At 67.2% G+C, this 17,646-nt stretch carries 16 protein-coding genes; 8 read left to right on the top strand and 8 right to left on the bottom strand.

What is annotated here, in order from left to right:
* Positions 1–208: 208 nt before the first annotated feature.
* Together ASC92_RS04540 and ASC92_RS04535 are read right to left on the bottom strand one after the other, a co-directional pair.
* Positions 209–3,331, bottom strand: a complete 3,123-nt coding sequence (locus ASC92_RS04540) for an efflux RND transporter permease subunit (protein WP_056510812.1) — start codon at positions 3,329–3,331, stop codon at positions 209–211.
* Positions 3,332–3,358: 27 nt separating this feature from the next.
* A complete protein-coding gene (locus ASC92_RS04535) occupies positions 3,359–4,849 on the bottom strand; it encodes an efflux RND transporter periplasmic adaptor subunit (RefSeq protein ID WP_082519460.1) in 1,491 nt (496 codons plus the stop codon).
* Between the two features lie 269 nt (positions 4,850–5,118).
* Here ASC92_RS04535 and ASC92_RS04530 point away from each other — a divergent pair, with 269 nt between their 5' ends.
* Genes ASC92_RS04530 through ASC92_RS04510 form a run of 5 tightly spaced genes read left to right on the top strand, consistent with a single transcriptional unit; the run spans position 5,119 to position 8,843 of the window.
* Entirely contained in the window at positions 5,119–5,640 is a 522-nt protein-coding gene (locus ASC92_RS04530) for a DUF6622 family protein (RefSeq protein WP_056510809.1), read from the top strand.
* Positions 5,641–5,674: 34 nt separating this feature from the next.
* Positions 5,675–6,628 (top strand): sterol desaturase family protein, encoded by a 954-nt coding sequence (locus ASC92_RS04525; protein ID WP_056510806.1) that lies wholly within the window; start codon positions 5,675–5,677, stop codon positions 6,626–6,628.
* On the top strand, positions 6,625–6,918 hold the full coding sequence (locus ASC92_RS04520; protein WP_056510803.1) for a 2TM domain-containing protein: 294 nt from the start codon (positions 6,625–6,627) through the stop codon (positions 6,916–6,918). The genes ASC92_RS04525 and ASC92_RS04520 overlap by 4 nt, the downstream gene beginning before the upstream one ends.
* A 53-nt stretch (positions 6,919–6,971) precedes the next feature.
* Entirely contained in the window at positions 6,972–7,985 is a 1,014-nt protein-coding gene (locus tag ASC92_RS04515; RefSeq protein WP_056510800.1) for a sensor histidine kinase, read from the top strand.
* 27 nt (positions 7,986–8,012) lie between these two features.
* Positions 8,013–8,843 carry a LytR/AlgR family response regulator transcription factor gene (locus ASC92_RS04510; protein ID WP_056510797.1) on the top strand — a complete coding sequence of 277 codons (831 nt, stop codon included), beginning with the start codon at positions 8,013–8,015 and terminating at the stop codon, positions 8,841–8,843.
* Positions 8,844–8,924: 81 nt separating this feature from the next.
* On the opposite strand, the gene ASC92_RS04505 is transcribed toward ASC92_RS04510, so the two are convergent.
* Positions 8,925–9,272, bottom strand: coding sequence for a hypothetical protein (locus ASC92_RS04505; protein WP_056510795.1), 348 nt, complete (start codon positions 9,270–9,272; stop codon positions 8,925–8,927).
* 149 nt (positions 9,273–9,421) lie between these two features.
* Here ASC92_RS04505 and ASC92_RS04500 point away from each other — a divergent pair, with 149 nt between their 5' ends.
* Positions 9,422–11,236, top strand: a complete 1,815-nt coding sequence (locus ASC92_RS04500; protein ID WP_056510792.1) for a glutamine--tRNA ligase/YqeY domain fusion protein — start codon at positions 9,422–9,424, stop codon at positions 11,234–11,236.
* A gap of 11 nt (positions 11,237–11,247) precedes the next feature.
* Here ASC92_RS04500 and ASC92_RS04495 read toward each other — a convergent pair whose 3' ends face one another.
* Positions 11,248–11,550 carry a hypothetical protein gene (locus tag ASC92_RS04495; protein ID WP_056510789.1) on the bottom strand — a complete coding sequence of 101 codons (303 nt, stop codon included), beginning with the start codon at positions 11,548–11,550 and terminating at the stop codon, positions 11,248–11,250.
* Positions 11,551–11,636: 86 nt separating this feature from the next.
* On the opposite strand from ASC92_RS04495, the gene ASC92_RS04490 reads away from it, so the two are divergent.
* On the top strand, positions 11,637–12,185 hold the full coding sequence (locus ASC92_RS04490; protein ID WP_157608975.1) for a pseudouridine synthase: 549 nt from the start codon (positions 11,637–11,639) through the stop codon (positions 12,183–12,185).
* Between the two features lie 35 nt (positions 12,186–12,220).
* Entirely contained in the window at positions 12,221–13,117 is an 897-nt protein-coding gene (locus ASC92_RS04485) for a M23 family metallopeptidase (RefSeq protein ID WP_056510784.1), read from the top strand.
* Positions 13,118–13,165: 48 nt separating this feature from the next.
* Here ASC92_RS04485 and ASC92_RS04480 read toward each other — a convergent pair whose 3' ends face one another.
* The 4 genes from ASC92_RS04480 to ASC92_RS04465 all read right to left on the bottom strand — a co-directional run bounded on the left by ASC92_RS04480 (position 13,166) and on the right by ASC92_RS04465 (position 17,563).
* The gene (locus tag ASC92_RS04480; RefSeq protein ID WP_056510781.1) at positions 13,166–14,101 is read right to left on the bottom strand and encodes a succinylglutamate desuccinylase/aspartoacylase domain-containing protein; all 936 of its coding nucleotides are present in this window, start codon (positions 14,099–14,101) and stop codon (positions 13,166–13,168) included.
* Positions 14,102–14,256: 155 nt separating this feature from the next.
* Positions 14,257–15,228: an MBL fold metallo-hydrolase gene (locus ASC92_RS04475; RefSeq protein WP_056510778.1), complete on the bottom strand. Its 972-nt coding sequence runs from the start codon at positions 15,226–15,228 to the stop codon at positions 14,257–14,259.
* Positions 15,229–15,303: 75 nt separating this feature from the next.
* A complete protein-coding gene (locus ASC92_RS04470) occupies positions 15,304–16,506 on the bottom strand; it encodes an ammonium transporter (RefSeq protein ID WP_056510775.1) in 1,203 nt (400 codons plus the stop codon).
* Between the two features lie 151 nt (positions 16,507–16,657).
* Positions 16,658–17,563, bottom strand: a complete 906-nt coding sequence (locus tag ASC92_RS04465) for a LytTR family DNA-binding domain-containing protein (protein WP_056510772.1) — start codon at positions 17,561–17,563, stop codon at positions 16,658–16,660.
* Positions 17,564–17,646: the final 83 nt, after the last annotated feature.

Here is a 17,646-nt window from a genome sequence, read left to right as displayed (position 1 = left end):
GAATATCCAATACCGACAACCAATACCAACCATTGCAGACGCGAAGCGCCTGCAATGGCTTGGTGGCCGAGCGCAGCGAAGGGGTCGCAGACAGTGGGGTCGCCTTTTCTTTGCTTACTTTCTTTTGGCGAAGCAAAAGAAAGTAAGTCCGCCGCCGGGCGGAACTCCCGGCCTCGGGAAACAAACAAGCCGCAGGAAGCAAAACGGTTCAAACCGTCTCCTCCTCGATCACAGCCTGCCGGGAGCTTCCCCCACCCAGCCGGTCAAACGCCAGATAGATCACAGGCGTAGTGAACAGCGTCAGCAACTGGCTGACGATCAGCCCGCCGAAGATCGCCAAGCCAAGAGGCCTGCGCAACTCGGCGCCTTCCCCAAAACTCAACATCAAAGGAATGGCAGCAAACAAGGCCGCCAGCGTCGTCATCAAAATGGGCCGGAAGCGCAGCAACGCCGCCTGATGAATAGCTTCCCGCGGAGACTTGCCCTGGGTCCGCTCCGCATCGATCGCAAAGTCGATCATCATGATCGCGTTCTTCTTCACGATGCCGATCAGCAGGATGATCCCAATGATCCCGATCACCCCCAGGTCATTGCCCGTGACCATCAGCGCCAGTAGCGCGCCGACGCCGGCGGACGGCAAGGTCGACAAGATCGTCAGCGGATGCACGTAGCTCTCGTACAGCACCCCCAGCACGATGTACACGCAGACCACCGCGGCAAGAATCAGCCACAGCTGGTTCGACAGCGACCTCTCGTAGGCCCCTGAAGCGCCCAGGAAAGTCATCGTCACGCTGCTCGGCAGCCCGATCTCCTTGGCGGCCGCCCGAATCGCATCGACCGAAGCGCCAAGCGAAACCCCAGGCGCGGTATCGAAGTTCAGCGTGCTCGCCGGGTACTGCGCCACGTGCGTGATCTGCAGCGGTGCCTGCTGCTCGGTGATGTCGGCGATGGCGGACAGCGGCGTCGCGGTGCCGGAGCCGGCAATCAGGTTCAGCTGCCCCAGCGTCTGCGGCGTGGTCACCATGCCGGGCCGGGCTTCGAGAATCACCCGGTACTGGTTCGTCTCGGTGAAGATCGTCGACACGATGCGCTGCCCGAAGGCGCTGTAGAGCGCATCGTCCACCGTGCTCGCCGTGATCGACAGCCGCGCCGCTGTGTCGCGGTTCACGTTCACGAAGGCCGCCAGCCCTTGCGCCCCTGCATCGCTGCTCACGTTGCGCACCTTGTCCGAGTCCTGCAGCTTCGCCACGAGCTTCTTCATCCACTCGGTGATCGCCGCGCTGTCCACGCCTTCGAGCGACACGCGGTATTCGGTCGGTCCGGTCTCGGCGTCGATGGTCAGGTCTTGCGTGGGCTGCAGGTACAGCGTGACGCCGGCCACCTGCCGCGCGCGTTCGCGCAGCCGGTCCATCACTTTCTGCTGGTTGTCGTGGCCGGACTTCAGGTTGATGAGCATGCTGCCGGTGTGCAGCATGGTGTTGTTGGCGGCGTCCACCCCGACAAAGGAGCTGAGATTCTCCACGTCGGGGTCGTCCAGGATCGCGCGGGCCGCCTGCTGCTGCAGCTGCGACATGCGGTCGAACGACACGTCCTGCGCCGCCTGGATGCGGCCCTGCAGCTGGCCGGTGTCCTGTGTGGGGAACAGGCCCTTCGGAATGGTGAGGTACAGCACCACGGTCAGCACCATGGTGAGCAAGGCGACCAAAAGCGTGAGCGGCTGGTGATCGATCACCCAATGCAGCGAGCGGTCGTAGCGCACCATCACGCCGCTGAAGAAACGCTGGGCGCGCGCGCCGAAGCCCGTGCCCCCTTCTTTCTTCGGCTGATGCTTGAGCCAGCGCGCCGACATCATCGGCACGAGCGTGAGCGACACCACGGCGGAGATCAGGATGGTGATGGCCAGCGTCACCGCGAACTCGCGGAACAGCCGCCCCACCACGTCGCCCATGAAGAGCAGCGGAATCAGCACGGCAATGAGCGACACCGTCAGCGAGATGATGGTGAAGCCGATCTGCGTCGCACCCTTGAAGGCGGCCTGCAGGGGCTTCTCGCCCTCCTCGATGTAGCGCGCGATGTTCTCGATCATCACGATCGCGTCGTCCACCACGAAGCCTGTGGCGATGGTCAGCGCCATCAGGCTCAGGTTGTTCAGGCTGTAGCCCAGCATGTACATCAGGCCGAAGGTGCCGATGAGCGAGATGGGCACCGCGACACTGGCGATGACGGTGGCGCGCAGGCTGCCGAGAAAGGCGAAGATCACCAGCACCACCAGCACCACGGCCAGCACCAGTTCCATCTCCACGTGCTGCACCGACGCGCGGATACCCGCGGTGCGGTCGCTGAGCACTTCGATCTTCAGGCCCGCGGGAAAACCGGCCTGCAGTTCGGGCAGCAGCTTCTTGATGGCGTTGACGGTGGCGATCACGTTCGCGCCCGGCTGGCGCTGCACGTTCAGGATGATGGCCGGCGTGAGCTTGCCTTCTGCGCCCTCACCCGTCTTGGTCCCGGCCCATGCGCCGAGCTGCGTGTTCTCGGCGCTGTTGACCACCTGCGCCACGTCGACCATGCGGATCGGCGCGCCGTTCTTGTAGCTGACGATGAGGTTCTTGTAGTCCTCGACCGTGAGCAGCTGGTCGTTCGAGTTGATGGTGTAGGCGCGCTTGGGGCCGTCGAAGCTGCCCTTGGCGCCGTTCGAATTGGCCGCGCTGATGGCGGTGCGCAGCGTGTCCAGCCCGATGCCGTTGGCGGCGAGGGCCTGCGTGTTGGCCTGGATGCGCACGGCCGGGCGCTGCCCGCCGCTGAGCGACACCAGCCCGACGCCCGAGACCTGACTGATCTTCTGCGCGAGCCGCGTGTTGACAAGGTTCTGCACCTCGGTGAGCGCCAACGTGTCGGACGTGATGGCCAGCGTGAGCACCGGTGCATCGGCCGGATTGACCTTGGCATACACCGGCGGCGCGGGCAGGTCCGCCGGCAGCAGCGAGCCGCCGGCGTTGATGGCGGCCTGCACTTCCTGCTCGGCGACGTCGAGCGTCTGGCCGAGCGAGAACTGCAGCGTGATGATCGACACGCCCGCTGCGCTGGTCGAGCTCATGCGGTCGAGCCCCGACATCTGGCCGAACTGGCGCTCCAGCGGCGCGGTGACGGTGTTGCTCATCACTTCGGGGCTGCCCCCGGGGTAGAGCGTCTGCACCTGGATGGTCGGGTAGTCGACCTGCGGCAGCGCCGACAGCGGCAGGAAGCGGAACGCCACCAGGCCGGCCAGCACGATGGCGACCATCAGCAGCGAGGTCGCCACCGGTCGAAGAATGAAGGGACGTGAGGGGCTCATCGTGCGCGTGGCTGCTGCGAGCCGGCCTCAGCGCGCCGGGCCGTTGGCTGGCGTCGGCGCAACGGCTGGGGCGGCCGGGGGAACCGGTGCGCCGGCCGGTGGCGTGGCCGACTCGATCGGCTGTCCCGGCGGTGCGCCGCCCGCCCCGGATGCATTGGCGCCGCCGCCTTCGCGCCGGGCACCGCGTTCGCCGCGGCGCCCACCTTCCCTGTTGCCACGGCGCGCACCGGAGGCGGCGCCCGAGGCCGGCGTGGCCGGCCGGTCGGCCTGGGTCTGCACCCGCGCGCCGTCCTTCAGCCGGTCACCGCCTTCGGTCACGACCTGTTCGCCGGCTTTCAGGCCCGACATGACCGCCACGTTGTCCACGCTCGATTCGCCGCGCGTCACCGGCCGCTGCGACACCGTGCTGTCGTCGTTCAGCACATACACGTAGTCGCCGTTGGGGCCGTGGCGCAGCGCCGTGACCGGCACCACCACCGCGCTGCTCACGGTGCGCAGCAACAGCCGCAGGTTGACGAACTGGTTCGGGAACAGCGCATCGTCGGCATTGGAGAAACGGGCCTTGGCCTTGACGGTGCCGGTCGCGGTGTCGACCAGGTTGTCGAGGGTGGCGAAGCTGCCGCTCGCGAGCCGGCGCGTGCGCGTGCGGTCGAAGGCGGTGGCGTCGAGCCTGGCGCCCTTTGCGAGGCGCTCCTGCACCTCGGGCACGCGGTCTTGCGGGATCGCGAATTCAACGTCGATGGGTGCGATCTGCGTGATGGTCGCCACGCCGTTGGTGGTGCCGGTCGAGATGTAGTTGCCCGCGTCCACCGGCCGCAGGCCGATGCGCCCGCTCGCCGGCGCAGTGATACGGCTCCAGGCGAGGTTGAGCTTGGCCGTGTTCTCGTTGGCGCGGTCGATGGCCACGGTGCCTTCGAGTTGCTTGACCAGCGCGGCCTGCGTGTCCACGTCCTGCCGGGCGATGGAGTCCTGCCCCAGCAGGGTCTGGTAGCGCTGCAGCGTGACGCGCGCAGCGGCCAGTTGCGCCTCGTCGCGCTGCCGCGCCCCGGAAGCCTGCGCCAGCGCGTTCTGGAACGGCTGCGGATCGATGGTGGCGAGCACGTCGCCCTTCTTGACCATCTGCCCTTCCTGGAAGAGCACGGCCGTGAGCACGCCCGACACCTGCGGCTGGACGATCACGTTGGCCAGCGGCGTGACGGTGCCCAGCGCTTCGAGTTGCACGGGGATGTCGGCCTGCCTGGCCGTGGCGATGCCCACCGTGCTGGAGGCCCCGCCACCGCCGCCGCGCCCACCCGGGCCGCCCGGACCACCAGGCCCGCCCTGCCGCCCGGCACCAGGGCCGCCACCGGGCCCGGGAACGGGCGTCTTCGACCGCTGGATCAGATACCAGGCGCCCCCGCCCAGTGCCACGAGCAGCAGCAGCGTCAGCAGCACTCCGACCCAGCGGCGCCTGCGCACCGTCGGATGTGTGGGCGAGACGGTGGGAGGCAGGGGCTCGGATGGTTTTTCTTGTTCCATGGACGGTGCGTGCAGGAAATGCAGGGCAGGAGTGCGGACCAGCGTAGTACAGCGCCGAATGGTAGTCCGGCTGTTTGCTGCGCCGTAAAGCGACGGTAAAGCTGCCCGCGGAGCATCCGCAATTCGCGCCGCCTGGCTGCAATCCGCGCCGCCCGCGTGCATTTCGTCGCACGCCGCTGGCGGCTGCGGGCGGGCGCCGGCACAGTCCGCTTCATCGATTCCCTTGCAGCCCTTCCCGATTTCTTTCTTCACTTCAACGGAGCGCCACCATGCTGATGCAAATCATCCTTCACACGCCCAAGTGGGTGTTCGCCGTGTTCTTCCTGCTGCTGTGGCTCGGCGCCAGGCAGCTGCTCGCCAACAACGTGAGCCTGAGCCGCGTCACCCTGATGCCCGCCGCCATGGGCGCGCTGTCGGTCTACGGTGTGGTCTCGGTCTTCGGCGACTCCTTCGGCGCCCTGCTCGGCTGGGCCGCCGCGGCGGTGGCGATGCTGGCGCTGGTGCTGCAGCGTCCGCTGCCAGCCGCCACCCGCTACGACGCGGCAGCGCGCCGCTTCCACGTGGCCGGCAGCCCCGTGCCGCTGATGCTCATGATGGGCATCTTCCTGACCAAGTACGTGGTGGGCGCCGCCCTGGCCATGCACCCCGAGCTGCGCCAGCAGGCCGCCTTCGGCTTGGTGATCCCGGTGATGTACGGCGCGTTCAGCGGTGTCTTCGCGGCCCGTGCAGTGCGCCTGTGGAAGCTGGCCATCCGTACTGACGCCATGACGGCCACGGTCCGCGCCGCCTAAGATCCCGAGCCGCAGCCTCCAGGAAACCACCGCCATGAACGTACTCCTGCTGATCCTCAAGATCTCCGTCACGGTGGTGCTCGCCGCCTCCATCGCCGAGGCGCTCGTGCTGTCCTGGCGCAACGGCTGGCGCAGCTACGACTGGAAGGCGTCCGGCATCTCGGTGGTCGACTTCCTGGTGCGCGAATACCCGCTGCGCTGGCTGCTGCCGCTGGCCTTCTGGACCGGCGCAATGGACTGGTTCTACGCCCACCGCATCTTCACCCTGCCGATGGACCACTGGACCGGCTGGGCCGCCTGCTTCATCGGGCAGGAGTTCTGCTACTACTGGTACCACCGCGCCGCGCACCGGGTGCGCTGGTTCTGGTGCACCCACGCCATCCACCATTCGCCGAACCAGCTGAACCTGTCGGCCGCCTACCGCTTCGGCTGGACCGGCAAGCTCACCGGCACCCTGGCCTTCTTCATGCTGGCGCCGCTGCTGGGCATGCCGCCGCGGGTGATCCTGCTGATGTTCACGCTGAACCTGCTGTACCAGTTCTGGATCCACGCGGCCTGGATCCCGCGCCTCGGACCGCTCGAATGGGTGCTGAACACCCCCTCGGCCCACCGCGTGCACCACGCCTCGAACCTGGAGTACCTGGACGGCAACTACGGCGGCGTGCTGATCGTGTTCGACCGCCTGTTCGGCACCTACATTCCCGAGCGCACCGACATTCCCTGTCGCTACGGGCTGGTGAACCCGATCACCTCTTACAACCTCCTCGAGATCGAGTTCACGCACTGGCGCGCGCTGTTCCGCGACCTGGCCTCGGCCCGCTCGGTGCGCGCCTTCGTCGGCTACCTCGTGAAGCCGCCGGGCTGGAAGCCCGACGGACCGGGCGAGACGACCGAGGAGCTGCGGCAGCGCGCGGCCTTGCAGGCGGCATCGCCGCCATCGCTGGCCGCCTCCGATTTCATTCCTGTCCAATACAAGGAGTTGTCATGAACCACATCGCATCGAACCCCGCCCGCTCCGACATCGAACGCCGCGCCCGCCGCCGCGCAGGCGCCAAGATGGGCTGGTACATCCACGCTTTCGTCTACGTGCTGGTCAACCTCGGCCTCGTGACGCTCTCTGCCGCCCATGGCCGCAGCTGGGCGATGTACCCGCTCATGGGCTGGGGCCTGGGCCTGCTGATCCATGGCGCCGTGGTCTGGTTCGTGGCCGGCGGCGGCTTCTACGACAGGCTGGTGGAGCGCGAGCGCCGCGCATTGGGTGCCGGGGACCGCGGGTGAACCCAGGCCTGCCTGCTGCAAACAACAGGTTCGCGCCCGAGAACCTGAGGAGCATGCTGCGGCATGGCCTGATCACCGCCGTCTTCTGCTGCCTCATCGCCACCGCGATGACCGTCACCGGCGGCGGCAACTGGGCCGGCCACCTGGTCTATTCGCTGGCGATCGGCACCGTGAGCTGGCTGTTCATCGACATCGGCCGGCTGCTGATCAGCGGACACCGCGAAACCCTCTGGCCAGGATGGCCTGCGGGCTTTCTCCTGATCGCCATGGGCATGGTCGTCGGCTTCTTCGTCGGCAATCTCATCGGCGACGCCTGGTTCGGCGCGCCCCGATTCGACTTCCTCGAATTCAAGGGCCACAAGCTGGCCACCGCCGCCACGATCACCATCATCGCGACGGTCGGCATGTGCTTCTTCTTCTACAGCCTCGGCAGAAGCAAGCACATGCAAAGCCAGATCGAGCTGGCACAGCGCAACGCCACGGAAGCGCGGCTCAAGCTGCTCGAGACGCAGCTCGAGCCGCACATGCTGTTCAACACGCTGGCCAACCTGCGCGTGCTGATCACCGTCGACCCGCCGCGCGCCGTGGCCATGCTCGACCGGCTCAACAGCTACCTGCGCATGACCTTGAGCGGCTCGCGCGCGCTGTCGCATCCGCTGTCGGCCGAGTTCGAGCGGCTCGGCGACTACCTCGAACTGATGTCGGTGCGCATGGGCGAACGCCTGCGCTACACCCTCGAGCTGCCGGACGACCTGCGCGATGCGCCCGTGCCGCCGCTGCTGCTGCAGCCGCTGGTGGAAAACAGCATCCGCCACGGGCTTGAGCCGAAGGTGGAAGGCGGCGAGATCGTCGTGCGCGCCCGCAGGCAAGCCGGCCTGCTGGAGATCGAGGTGAGCGACACCGGCGTGGGCCTCGATGCCGCACCGCCTTCAGAAGGCAGCGGCTTCGGGCTCGAGCAGGTGCGCGAGCGGCTGGCCACGGTGTACGGCGCCCGGGGCCGCATGAGCCTCGCGTCCTCACCCGCCGGCGGCACCTGCGCCACGCTGAGCTTTCCCATGCCCGTCTGAACAACGACTCCACACAACAACAAGCAGATGACCCCGACCGCCCTCATTGCCGAAGACGAACCCCTGCTCACGCAGGCCCTCAAGGCCGAGCTGGCCGCCGCTTGGCCCGAATTGCAGATCGTCGCCACGGCAGGCGACGGCCGCAGCGCCGTGCGCGAGGCGCTGCGCCTGCTGCCACAGGTGCTGTTCTTCGACATCCGCATGCCCGGCCTCGACGGCCTGGGCGCCGCCGCCGAACTGGCCGACAGCTGGCCCATCGATGAAGCGCCGATGCCCCAACTGGTGTTCGTGACGGCCTACGACGAATACGCCACCCGCGCCTTCGAGGCCCAGGCCATCGACTACGTGCTCAAGCCCGTGCAGCCGGAGAGGCTGCGCAAGACCGTGGGCCGGCTGCAGCAGGCGCTGGCCGCGCGGCAACCCGCACCTATATCCGCGGGGGCCGGCGAAGCGCTCGAACGAACGCTCGCCCAATGGCGCCAGGTGCTGACGGCCGCCGGAGCCGGCGCAGCGACCGAGGCGCCCGCCCCGCTGCGCATGATCGCCGCCAGCGATGCCGGCGGCAGCACCGTGCGCATGGTGCCCATCAACGAAGTGCTGTACTTCGAGGCCGCCGACAAATACCTGCGCGTGCTGACCGCCTCGCACGAATACCTGATCCGTACGCCGCTCAAGCAATTGCTGACCCAGCTCGACGCCGACACCTTCTGGCAGGTGCACCGGGCGGTGGTGGTGCGCAGTTCGGCCATCGAATCGGTGCACCGCGACGAGGCCGGCAAGCTGCACCTGATGCTGCGTGGCAGGGCCGAGAAGATCCCGGTCAGCCGCCTGTACGCCCATCTCTTCCGCGCCATGTGAAATCGACTGGCGAACGCCCAAGAAAAAGCCGGCCCTTTTTGGGGGCCGGCTTTTTCATTCGGTCACGAATGACGTTGCAATTTAGCGCCAGTGGCCATGGCCATGGCCGCGGTAGTAGCCACGACCGTAGTAGCGCGGGCCGTAATAGGCCGGCGGACCGTAGTAGACAGGGGCCGGACGGTAGTACACGGGCGGCGGGTTGTAGTAGACCGGGGCCGGGGGTGCGTAGTACACGGGTGCCGGCGGTGCATAGACCGGCGCCGGGTAGTAGGCCGGAGCGCCCACGCCCACTGCCACGCCGGGAAGGCCGACACCGACCGACCAGCTTACGTCGCTGCGGGCGCTGGCGGAAGTGGCTGCAAACAGTGCACCGGCTGCCACCACGCCTGCGGTGGCCCATTTGAAGAAAGTTGAACGTGTGAGGCTCATGATCCTGGACTCCTTGTTTCGGTGGGCTGCGTTCGGGTCTGAACCGCCCATGGATGTATTGAACGCGGCAAATGCAAAGGGGGTGCACCGGGCATTGTGAAGAACGTTGCCAAAGGTAACCCATAAAGGGTGCCCTCTAGAATGAGGCAATGACCTCCCCGACCGACAAAAACGGCGCCAAAACGACCGCTGCACCGAGCAATTTCCTGCGCCACGTGATCGAGAACGACCTCGCACAGGGTGCCTATTCTGGCCGCAAATGGGGCGGATCGCCCGGCAACGCCGCCCACCACGCCCAGGGCATGGTCGACCCGGCCAGGGTGCGCATGCGCTTCCCGCCCGAGCCCAATGGCTACCTGCACATCGGCCATGCCAAGAGCATCTGGCTCAACTTCGAATTGGCCAAGGAATACGGCGGCGTGAGCCACCTGCGCTTCGACGACACCAACCCCGAGAAGGAAGACCAGGAATACGTCGACTCGATCCGCGACGCGGTGAAGTGGCTCGGCTACGAAACCTACCTGGCCGATCGTCCGAGCGCGCCCGGCACGCTGCAGCCGCACGAGTACTTCGCGAGCAACTACTTCGACTTCATGTACGAGGCCGCCGAATACCTCATCGGCGCCGGCCTCGCCTACGTCGACGAACAGACCGCCGAAGAGGTGCGCGCGAACCGCGGCGACTTCAACACGCCCGGCACCGACAGCCCCTTCCGCACCCGCAGCGCGGAAGAAAACCTCGCGCGCTTTCGCGCCATGCGCGACGGCCAGGTCGCCGACGGCGCCGCCATCCTGCGCGCGAAGATCGACATGGCCAGCACCAACATCAACATGCGCGACCCCGCGCTGTACCGCGTGCGCCGGGCCACCCACCACAACACCGGCGACAAGTGGTGCATCTACCCGATGTACACCTATGCGCACCCCATCGAGGATGCGCTGGAGCAGATCACCCACAGCATCTGCACGCTGGAATTCGAAGACCAGCGCCCCTTCTACGACTGGCTGCTCGACCGCCTCGCCGAAGGCGGCCTCGTCGCCAGCCCCCATCCGCGCCAGTACGAATTCGCGCGCCTCAACGTGACCCACGTGCTCACCAGCAAGCGCAAGCTGCGCCAATTGGTCGAGGAGAAATACGTCGATGGCTGGGACGACCCGCGCATGCCCACCATCGCCGGCCTGCGCCGCCGCGGCTACACGCCCGAGGCGCTGCGGCTGTTCTGCGAACGCAGCGGCACGACCAAGTCCGGCGGATGGATCGACTACGCGAGCCTCGAAGCCGCGCTGCGCGACACCCTCGACCCCGTCGCGCCGCGCGCCATGGCCGTGCTCGACCCGGTCAAGCTCGTCATCACCAACTGGGGCGAGTTGATGGGTGGCGACGATGCGCTCGACAACTGCTCGGCGCCGGTTCACCCCCATCACCCGGAAATGGGCCACCGCGAATTCAAGCTCGGCCGCGAGGTATGGATCGAACGCACCGACTACGAAGAAGTGCAACCCAAGGGCTTCTTCCGCCTGTTCCCCGGCAACAAGGTGCGGCTGAAGTACGGCCACGTCATCGAATGCACCGGCGGCACCAAGGACGCGAGCGGCAAGCTCGTCGAAGTGCAGGCCACGCTGGTTCCAGACACCAAGAGCGGCACACCCGGCGCGGATGCGATCAAGGTAAAGGGCAACATCACCTGGGTGGCGGCCGCGGATGCGGTGCAGGCCGAAGTGCGGCTGTACGAGCGGCTGTTTGCCGCGGCCAATCCGGGCAGCGGTGAGCTGCTGGACGAGTTGAACAAGACGAGCCTGGAAGTGTGCTCGGCGTTCGTCGAGCCTTCGCTCGCCAAGGCGGAAGCCGGTGTCGGCATTCAGTTCGAGAGGCACGGGTACTTCGTGCTCGACGCGAAGGCGAGCGCGGATGGCAAGCCCGTGTTCAACCGCGCGGCGGGCATGCGGGACAGCTGGGGCAAGTAAGCCCTGCGCCGCTATCCGGGCCGCTTGTAGACCACGCCCAGCACCGCACTGTTCTCGTCGGTGGTGCAAACGGCGGAGCGTCCCTGCGGCCCGACCTTCAGGTTGATCGTGTAGACGCCGTCGCGCGGCGTCGTGCCGCTGTCCACCACGATGCTGCCAGGAGACACACGCAGTTCGCGTGCGGCCGCAGCGACGCAGTTCTTGACGCTCGCCTCGGGCGCGCCGCCGACGCGCAGGGATGAGCTGCTGCAGGCAGCCATCGAAAGGCCTGCCGCCGCCACGCACGCGAGATGGATGTGGCTTCGCATCGTCATGCCGGGTTCTCCTGTGTGATGAGCCGATTGGAATCTCCAAGGCGGCCCGAATGCTGCAGGACAGACCCGGGCTATCCTGTGCGCTCATGACTTTTCCGAGCTCTTCCCGCCTGATCCGCTTCAACAAACCCTACGGCGTCCTCAGCCAGTTCACGCCCGAGGGCCGCTGGCGCGGCCTGAAAGAGTTCATCGACATCCCCGGCGTCTACGTCGCCGGCCGGCTCGATGCCGACAGCGAGGGACTGCTGCTGCTCACCGACGACGGCAAGCTCCAGGCGCGCATTGCCGATCCGCGCTTCAAGATGGAGAAGATCTACTGGGTGCAGGTGGAAGGCGTTCCGACCGAAGCAGCGCTTGCAGCCTTGCGCGGCGGCGTGCAACTCAACGATGGCCCCACGCGTCCGGCAAGAGCGCGGCTGCTCGATCCGCCGCCCGAAGTCTGGGAGCGGCAGCCTCCCATCCGCGAACGCAAGAACATTCCCACCGCGTGGCTCGAGCTGGCGATCAGCGAAGGCCGCAACCGCCAGGTGCGGCGGATGACGGCAGCCGTGGGGCTGCCGACGTTGCGCTTGATCCGCGCCGCGATCGGGCCTCATACGCTCGACGGACTCGCACCCGGAACCTGGCGGGAATAGCGCACCACCGCGCAACCTTCATTCGAAACTTATCCATGCACACACCCGACCTCACTTCCGCCGTTCTGAACCGCCGCAGCGCCGTGCTCGGCGCCATCGGCCTTCTTGCGCTGCCCGCGATGCAGGCCAAGGCCGCAACCGCGTCCAAGACGAAGAAACAACCACCGCCCGCTGTATGGCCGCATGCATCGCAGGTGCCGGGCGGCGTGGCCCGCCTGTCGCTGGGTCCGTCAGCGAAGCGGCCTCAAGCCTTCGCGGGTGATGTGCCGCTGCTGGTGCTCCGCGATGCCATCGAATGGACCGCGCTGGTCGGCATTCCGCTCGCGGCCGAGCCCGGCGAGGCCAGCATCGCGGTGCGCGCCGAAGGCAGGCCCGAGCGGCAGATCGCCTACACGGTGGCCCCGAAGCAGTATCGCGAACAACGCCTGACCGTGGCGCCGCGCACGGTCGACCTCTCGCCTGAGGATCAGGCGCGCTACGAACGCGAACGGGACCACCTGGCCACCGTGATGGCCACGCTCACCGACATGCCCCCTGATGCATCGCTGCAGATGCGCGTGCCCGTGCCGGGCCGCCGCTCCAGTTCGTTCGGCCTGCGCCGCGTGTTCAACGGACAGTCGCGCAATCCACACAGCGGGATGGACATCGCCGCGGGCACGGGCACGCCAGTGCTCGCGCCGCTGCCCGGGAAGGTGATCGATACAGGGGACTATTTCTTCAACGGCGGCACGGTGTGGCTCGACCACGGCGGCGGGCTGCTGACGATGTATTGCCACTTGAGCAGGGTCGATGTGAAGGTCGGCGATGTGCTGAAGACTGGCGAACCATTGGCCGCAGTCGGAGCGACTGGTCGCGTGACGGGGCCGCATCTTCATTGGTCGGTGATGCTGAACCGGGCGATGGTGGATCCGGCGTTGTTCATCGCAGCCTGAGGCCATCGAACGACCATTCGACCATACCCACCGATCTGCCGGCGGACCTCAGATCGGCTTCGTCAGGTAAACCGCCTCGCGCCCCACGATCACGCGCTGCGCGGGCATGAAGATCGTGCAGTCGTCGCACAGCGCGCGAATTTCCTCGTCGCCGTTGGTCGCGATCAGCTCGCCCTTGGCGAAAGTCTCGAAGCCGATCAACGGTCGCACGAAGGCGAACTCCGGCGACTTGATGACGTGCGTCTGCAGCAGCTGGAAGCGCCGCTGCGGCTCGGTCGCAGGCGCGGCCTGGTCCTTGTCGACGAGGCCGAAGTACGCGAGGAAGTCGTACGTGACGGCCGTCGCCAGTTCCGATGCCGAGCGCAGGAAGTGCTGGCCGCATTCGACCACCATCGCCACGCCCTTGCCGTCCGGCCCGCCGTGGCCGCCGTACTGGATCAGCGGGGTGCCCGAGCCCAGGCCGTCGGGCATCACGAGGTGCACCGACGGTCGGCCGATGGCCAGTGCGACCTTGGCGTTGCGCTCGAACGCCGGGTAGACCCAGAACGGCACGACGGGCTGGCTGGTCGAGTGGATGTCGAGAATGTGGTCGGCCGCCTCCACCACCGGGCGCAGGACGCGCGCGCGGCTCAGCTCGGGGCTGTCCTCGGTGCCGTCCAGCCACTCGGGCGACCAGATGCGGTTGAGGTTGTGCACGAGCTGGCGGCTGTCGAAGGGCAGCGCCTCGTTGAAGGATTCGTACGCGGCCACGTTGGCGAAGCTCACGGTGAGCGTGCCGATCTTCGGGCGCACGTTGTTGTCGAGCAGGTGTGTGGCCGCCGTCATGCCGCAGATCTCGTTGCCGTGCGTCAGCGCGTTGATCAGCACGTGCGGACCGGGCTTGCCCGACTCGAAGCGGTGCACGTAGTCGATGCCGACGTTGCCCTTGCGGTACGCAGAAAGGTCGCGGGGGAGGACTTCGAGGGCGGGAGGAGATTGGGTCATGGGGTCGTGGGGCGTGAAACGGAGCGGTCGGGCGAGTTTGCTACAGGCCACGCATTCGTGCTTCGCGCTGCTGCATTGCAAGAACGAGCGCGTACCGCGTGGCCTTGCCCTGCCCCGTTCGTTCGAGCAGGCAAATACGCTTCAGCCAAGCCCCATCACCTCACCTGCTGGTAATCCACAGGCACCCACACATAGCCCTTCCCCTCCGCCCGCACGTGCCCCAGCCCCGGGAACGGCAGGTGGGCGCTGCCCACGAGGTAGCGGCCCTTCGCCGCATCCGCATACGCCTTCTTGCGCTCCACTGCGGCCGGCTTCGAGTCGACGTCGAACGAGATGGTGACCTGCGGCTGCGCGAACTGCACGGCGGCCACGTGCATCAGGTCGCCCCACAGCACCAGCTTCTGGCCCTTGGACTCGACGACGTAGATGTTGTGGCCCGGCGTGTGGCCGTGGGCGGGCACGGCCTTGATGCCGGGCAGCAGGTCGGTGCCACCCTTCATGCCCTTGAACTTGCCCGCTTCCACGTACGGGTTCAGCGACACCATCGCGCCCTGGAAGAAGTCCTTCATCTCGGCGGGGGCCTTCTCCAGGTTGGCCTTGCTCAGCCAGAAGTCGGCGTCTTCCTGGCCGGCATGGATGGTGGCGTTGGGGAACACCAGCTTGCCGTCCTGCACGAGGCCGCCGACGTGGTCGCCGTGCATGTGGGTGATGAGCACGTCGTCGACCTGGTCGGGCTGGTAGCCCGCGGCCTTGAGGTTGGCCTGCAGGCTGCCGAGCGTGGGGCCGAACAGGCCGCCGGCGCCGGTGTCGACCAGCACCAGCTTGCTGCCGGTGTTGATGAGGTAGCCGTTCACCGAGGTGGGCACGGCATCCTTTTCGAAGCCGCGATCGAGCAGCTTGCCGACCTGCGCCTGCGTGGTGTTGGTGAGCAGCTTCTTGGGCTCGAGGTCGAGGGTGCCGTCGAACAGCGCGGTCACCTCGAAGTCGCCGAGCATCATCCGGTAGAAGCCCGGCGCCTGGGTCTTGACCTGCGGGGCGCCGGCCTGCGCTGCGAACGAAAGCATCAACAGGCTGCCGGCCAGTGCGGCGATGCCGCGGCGCAGCCAGCGGGCGGGTGTTCTTGTCATGGGTCTGCTCCTCGGCGGTTGTAAGGGGCGCCGAGAATAGCCCAAGCAGGCCTGCCGTGCTTCAGGGACCGAGGATTACCAGTTGACCTCGCGCTCCGGCGTGGCCGAGATGTGATGAATCGACAGGTCGGCGCCGTCGTACTCCTCCTCCTGCGACAGCCGCAGCCCCACCGAAGCCTTGAGCGCGCCATACACCGCCGCGCCCGCCAGCGCGGCCCAGGCCACGCCGATGGCGGTGCCGATCAGCTGCGCCCACACGTTCACCCCGCCGATGCCGCCCAGCGCCTGCGTGCCGAAGATGCCCGCCGCGATGCCGCCCCAGGTGCCGCACAGGCCGTGCAGCGGCCACACGCCGAGCACGTCGTCGATCTTCCACTTGTTCTGCACCAGCGTGAACATGTAGACGAAGATCGCGCCCGCCACGCCGCCCACCACCAGCGCGCCCAGCGGATGCATCAGGTCGGAGCCGGCGCACACGGCCACCAGGCCGGCGAGCGGGCCGTTGTAGACGAAGCCGGGGTCGTTCTTGCCCATGGCCAGCGCCACGAGCGTGCCGCCGACCATCGCCATCAGCGAGTTGACGGCCACGAGGCCGGAGATCTTGTCGATGCTCTGCGCGCTCATCACGTTGAAGCCGAACCAGCCCACGCACAGCACCCATGCACCGAGCGCGAGGAACGGAATGTTCGACGGCGGATGCGCGCTCAGCGAGCCGTCGCCCTTGTAGCGGTTGCGCCGCGCGCCCAGCAACAGCACCGCCGGCAGCGCGAGCCAGCCGCCCACCGCATGCACCACCACCGAGCCCGCGAAGTCATGGAACTCGTGGCTCGTGAGCGAGGCGATCCAGTCCTGGATGCCGAAGTGCTTGTTCCACGCGATGCCTTCGTACAGCGGGTAGACGAAGCCGACGATCACCGCCGTGGCGATCAGCTGCGGCCAGAACTTGGCGCGCTCGGCAATGCCGCCCGAGATGATGGCCGGGATGGCCGCCGCGAAGGTGAGCAGGAAGAAGAACTTCACCAGCTCGTAGCCGCTCTTTTCCGCCAGCTCGGTGGCGCCGACGAAGAAATGCGTGCCATAGGCCACGCCGTAGCCCACGAGGAAGTACACGATGGTCGAGACCGAGAAGTCGACCAGGATCTTCACCAGCGCATTGACCTGATTCTTCTTGCGTACGGTGCCCAGTTCGAGAAAGGCAAAGCCGGCGTGCATGGCCAGGACCATGATGGCGCCGAGAAGGATGAACAGCGCGTCTGCGCCCTGTTTGAGTGCGTCCATTGAAGCTTCTTGCTGATTTTTGATTCGGATTGGTGCGCCGCACCCGAATGACCCGGAGCGGTCGGCCAATGAAGCAAAAATGGTGCCTGAAAGCTCTTCGATGGTGCGCAATGAACCAAAACGGACTGCCGCAAGCCCGCCATGCACCGGATCAGCCCGCGCCGGCGCGCAACGCGTCCCGGTGGCGGCGGCTGCAGGGCACGGTGGTGCCGTCGTGCATGTGCAGCCGGGCATCGCCGCCGTCGAGCGGCTCGATTTCCTTGATTCGGCCCAGGTTCACCGCATGGCTTCGGTGCACCCGAACGAAACAGGCGGGGTCGAGCTGCGCCAGGAAGTCGGTCAGCGTGGCGCGCAGCAGGTAGTCATGGCCGTTGACGTGCAGGCCGACGTAGTTGCCCTCGGCCTGGAGCCAGTCGATGTCGGTTGCGGCGATGAGGAATTCGCGGCGCAGCTTGCGCACGAGGAAACGCTCGGGGCGCACGGGCGGCGACAAGGCTTCGGGCTCGGCGGGTGCGGCGCCCTCCGGTTCGGCCGGGGCCTCCGGCGCATCGAGCACCCGCGCCTCGCCCTGCAGCCGCAGCATGAACAGCCGGTAGGCCCAGACGCCGAAGACGATGCTCGCGTACACCCGCACGTCCTTCAGGTATTCGTAGCCCCATTGGCCAGCCCAGCCGCCGAAGTCGTAGCGCTCGCCGGCCAATGCGTAGACGACTGCGCGCAACCCGAACATGCCCACCACGTGGACCACGCTGAACGCCACGCTCGCCAACCCATGCCAGGCCAGGAAGCGCACCCAGTGCCCGCGCACCAGCGGCGACAGCCGGCGCTCGACGGCGACCAGCGCCGGGATCAGCAGCAACAGCACCAGGTGGCTCGACCCTTCCCAGGTCGCGACCTCCCAGTTGGCGCGCGGCACGGCGCGCGTGCGCATGTCGACGATCGCGACCATCGTGCTGAACACGGCCTGCAGGGCCATCAGCACGATCCAGAACGCCACCTCCACGGGGCGGCGAATCGGCTCGTAGCGCTCGTAGAGGTTCCTGCGTGGGTCTCCCATGGGGCGGGATTCTCCCGAAAACGGGCCTCGGGGCGGTGAATTTCGTCCCTTGGGACCACCGCTCGTCACAAAGCGGGGGCCCT

The sequence above is a fragment of the Variovorax sp. Root411 genome, from assembly GCF_001425205.1.
GTDB lineage: Bacteria > Pseudomonadota > Gammaproteobacteria > Burkholderiales > Burkholderiaceae_C > Variovorax.
Note: the sequence above shows the minus strand (reverse complement) of the source record. Positions and strands in the feature narration are given on the sequence as shown.

Bases quoted from the DNA above. Each gene is read 5' to 3' on its own strand.
- ASC92_RS04530 (WP_056510809.1), top strand. From the start codon at position 5,119: ATGCTGATGCAAATCATCCTTCACACGCCCAAGTGGGTGTTCGCCGTG.
- ASC92_RS04485 (WP_056510784.1), top strand. From the start codon at position 12,221: ATGCACACACCCGACCTCACTTCCGCCGTTCTGAACCGCCGCAGCGCC.
- ASC92_RS04465 (WP_056510772.1), bottom strand. From the start codon at position 17,563: ATGGGAGACCCACGCAGGAACCTCTACGAGCGCTACGAGCCGATTCGC.
- ASC92_RS04510 (WP_056510797.1), top strand. From the start codon at position 8,013: ATGACCCCGACCGCCCTCATTGCCGAAGACGAACCCCTGCTCACGCAG.
- ASC92_RS04525 (WP_056510806.1), top strand. From the start codon at position 5,675: ATGAACGTACTCCTGCTGATCCTCAAGATCTCCGTCACGGTGGTGCTC.
- ASC92_RS04500 (WP_056510792.1), top strand. From the start codon at position 9,422: ATGACCTCCCCGACCGACAAAAACGGCGCCAAAACGACCGCTGCACCG.
- ASC92_RS04515 (WP_056510800.1), top strand. From the start codon at position 6,972: ATGCTGCGGCATGGCCTGATCACCGCCGTCTTCTGCTGCCTCATCGCC.
- ASC92_RS04480 (WP_056510781.1), bottom strand. From the start codon at position 14,101: ATGACCCAATCTCCTCCCGCCCTCGAAGTCCTCCCCCGCGACCTTTCT.
- ASC92_RS04495 (WP_056510789.1), bottom strand. From the start codon at position 11,550: ATGACGATGCGAAGCCACATCCATCTCGCGTGCGTGGCGGCGGCAGGC.
- ASC92_RS04505 (WP_056510795.1), bottom strand. From the start codon at position 9,272: ATGAGCCTCACACGTTCAACTTTCTTCAAATGGGCCACCGCAGGCGTG.
- ASC92_RS04540 (WP_056510812.1), bottom strand. From the start codon at position 3,331: ATGAGCCCCTCACGTCCCTTCATTCTTCGACCGGTGGCGACCTCGCTG.
- ASC92_RS04470 (WP_056510775.1), bottom strand. From the start codon at position 16,506: ATGGACGCACTCAAACAGGGCGCAGACGCGCTGTTCATCCTTCTCGGC.
- ASC92_RS04490 (WP_157608975.1), top strand. From the start codon at position 11,637: ATGACTTTTCCGAGCTCTTCCCGCCTGATCCGCTTCAACAAACCCTAC.
- ASC92_RS04520 (WP_056510803.1), top strand. From the start codon at position 6,625: ATGAACCACATCGCATCGAACCCCGCCCGCTCCGACATCGAACGCCGC.
- ASC92_RS04535 (WP_082519460.1), bottom strand. From the start codon at position 4,849: ATGGAACAAGAAAAACCATCCGAGCCCCTGCCTCCCACCGTCTCGCCC.
- ASC92_RS04475 (WP_056510778.1), bottom strand. From the start codon at position 15,228: ATGACAAGAACACCCGCCCGCTGGCTGCGCCGCGGCATCGCCGCACTG.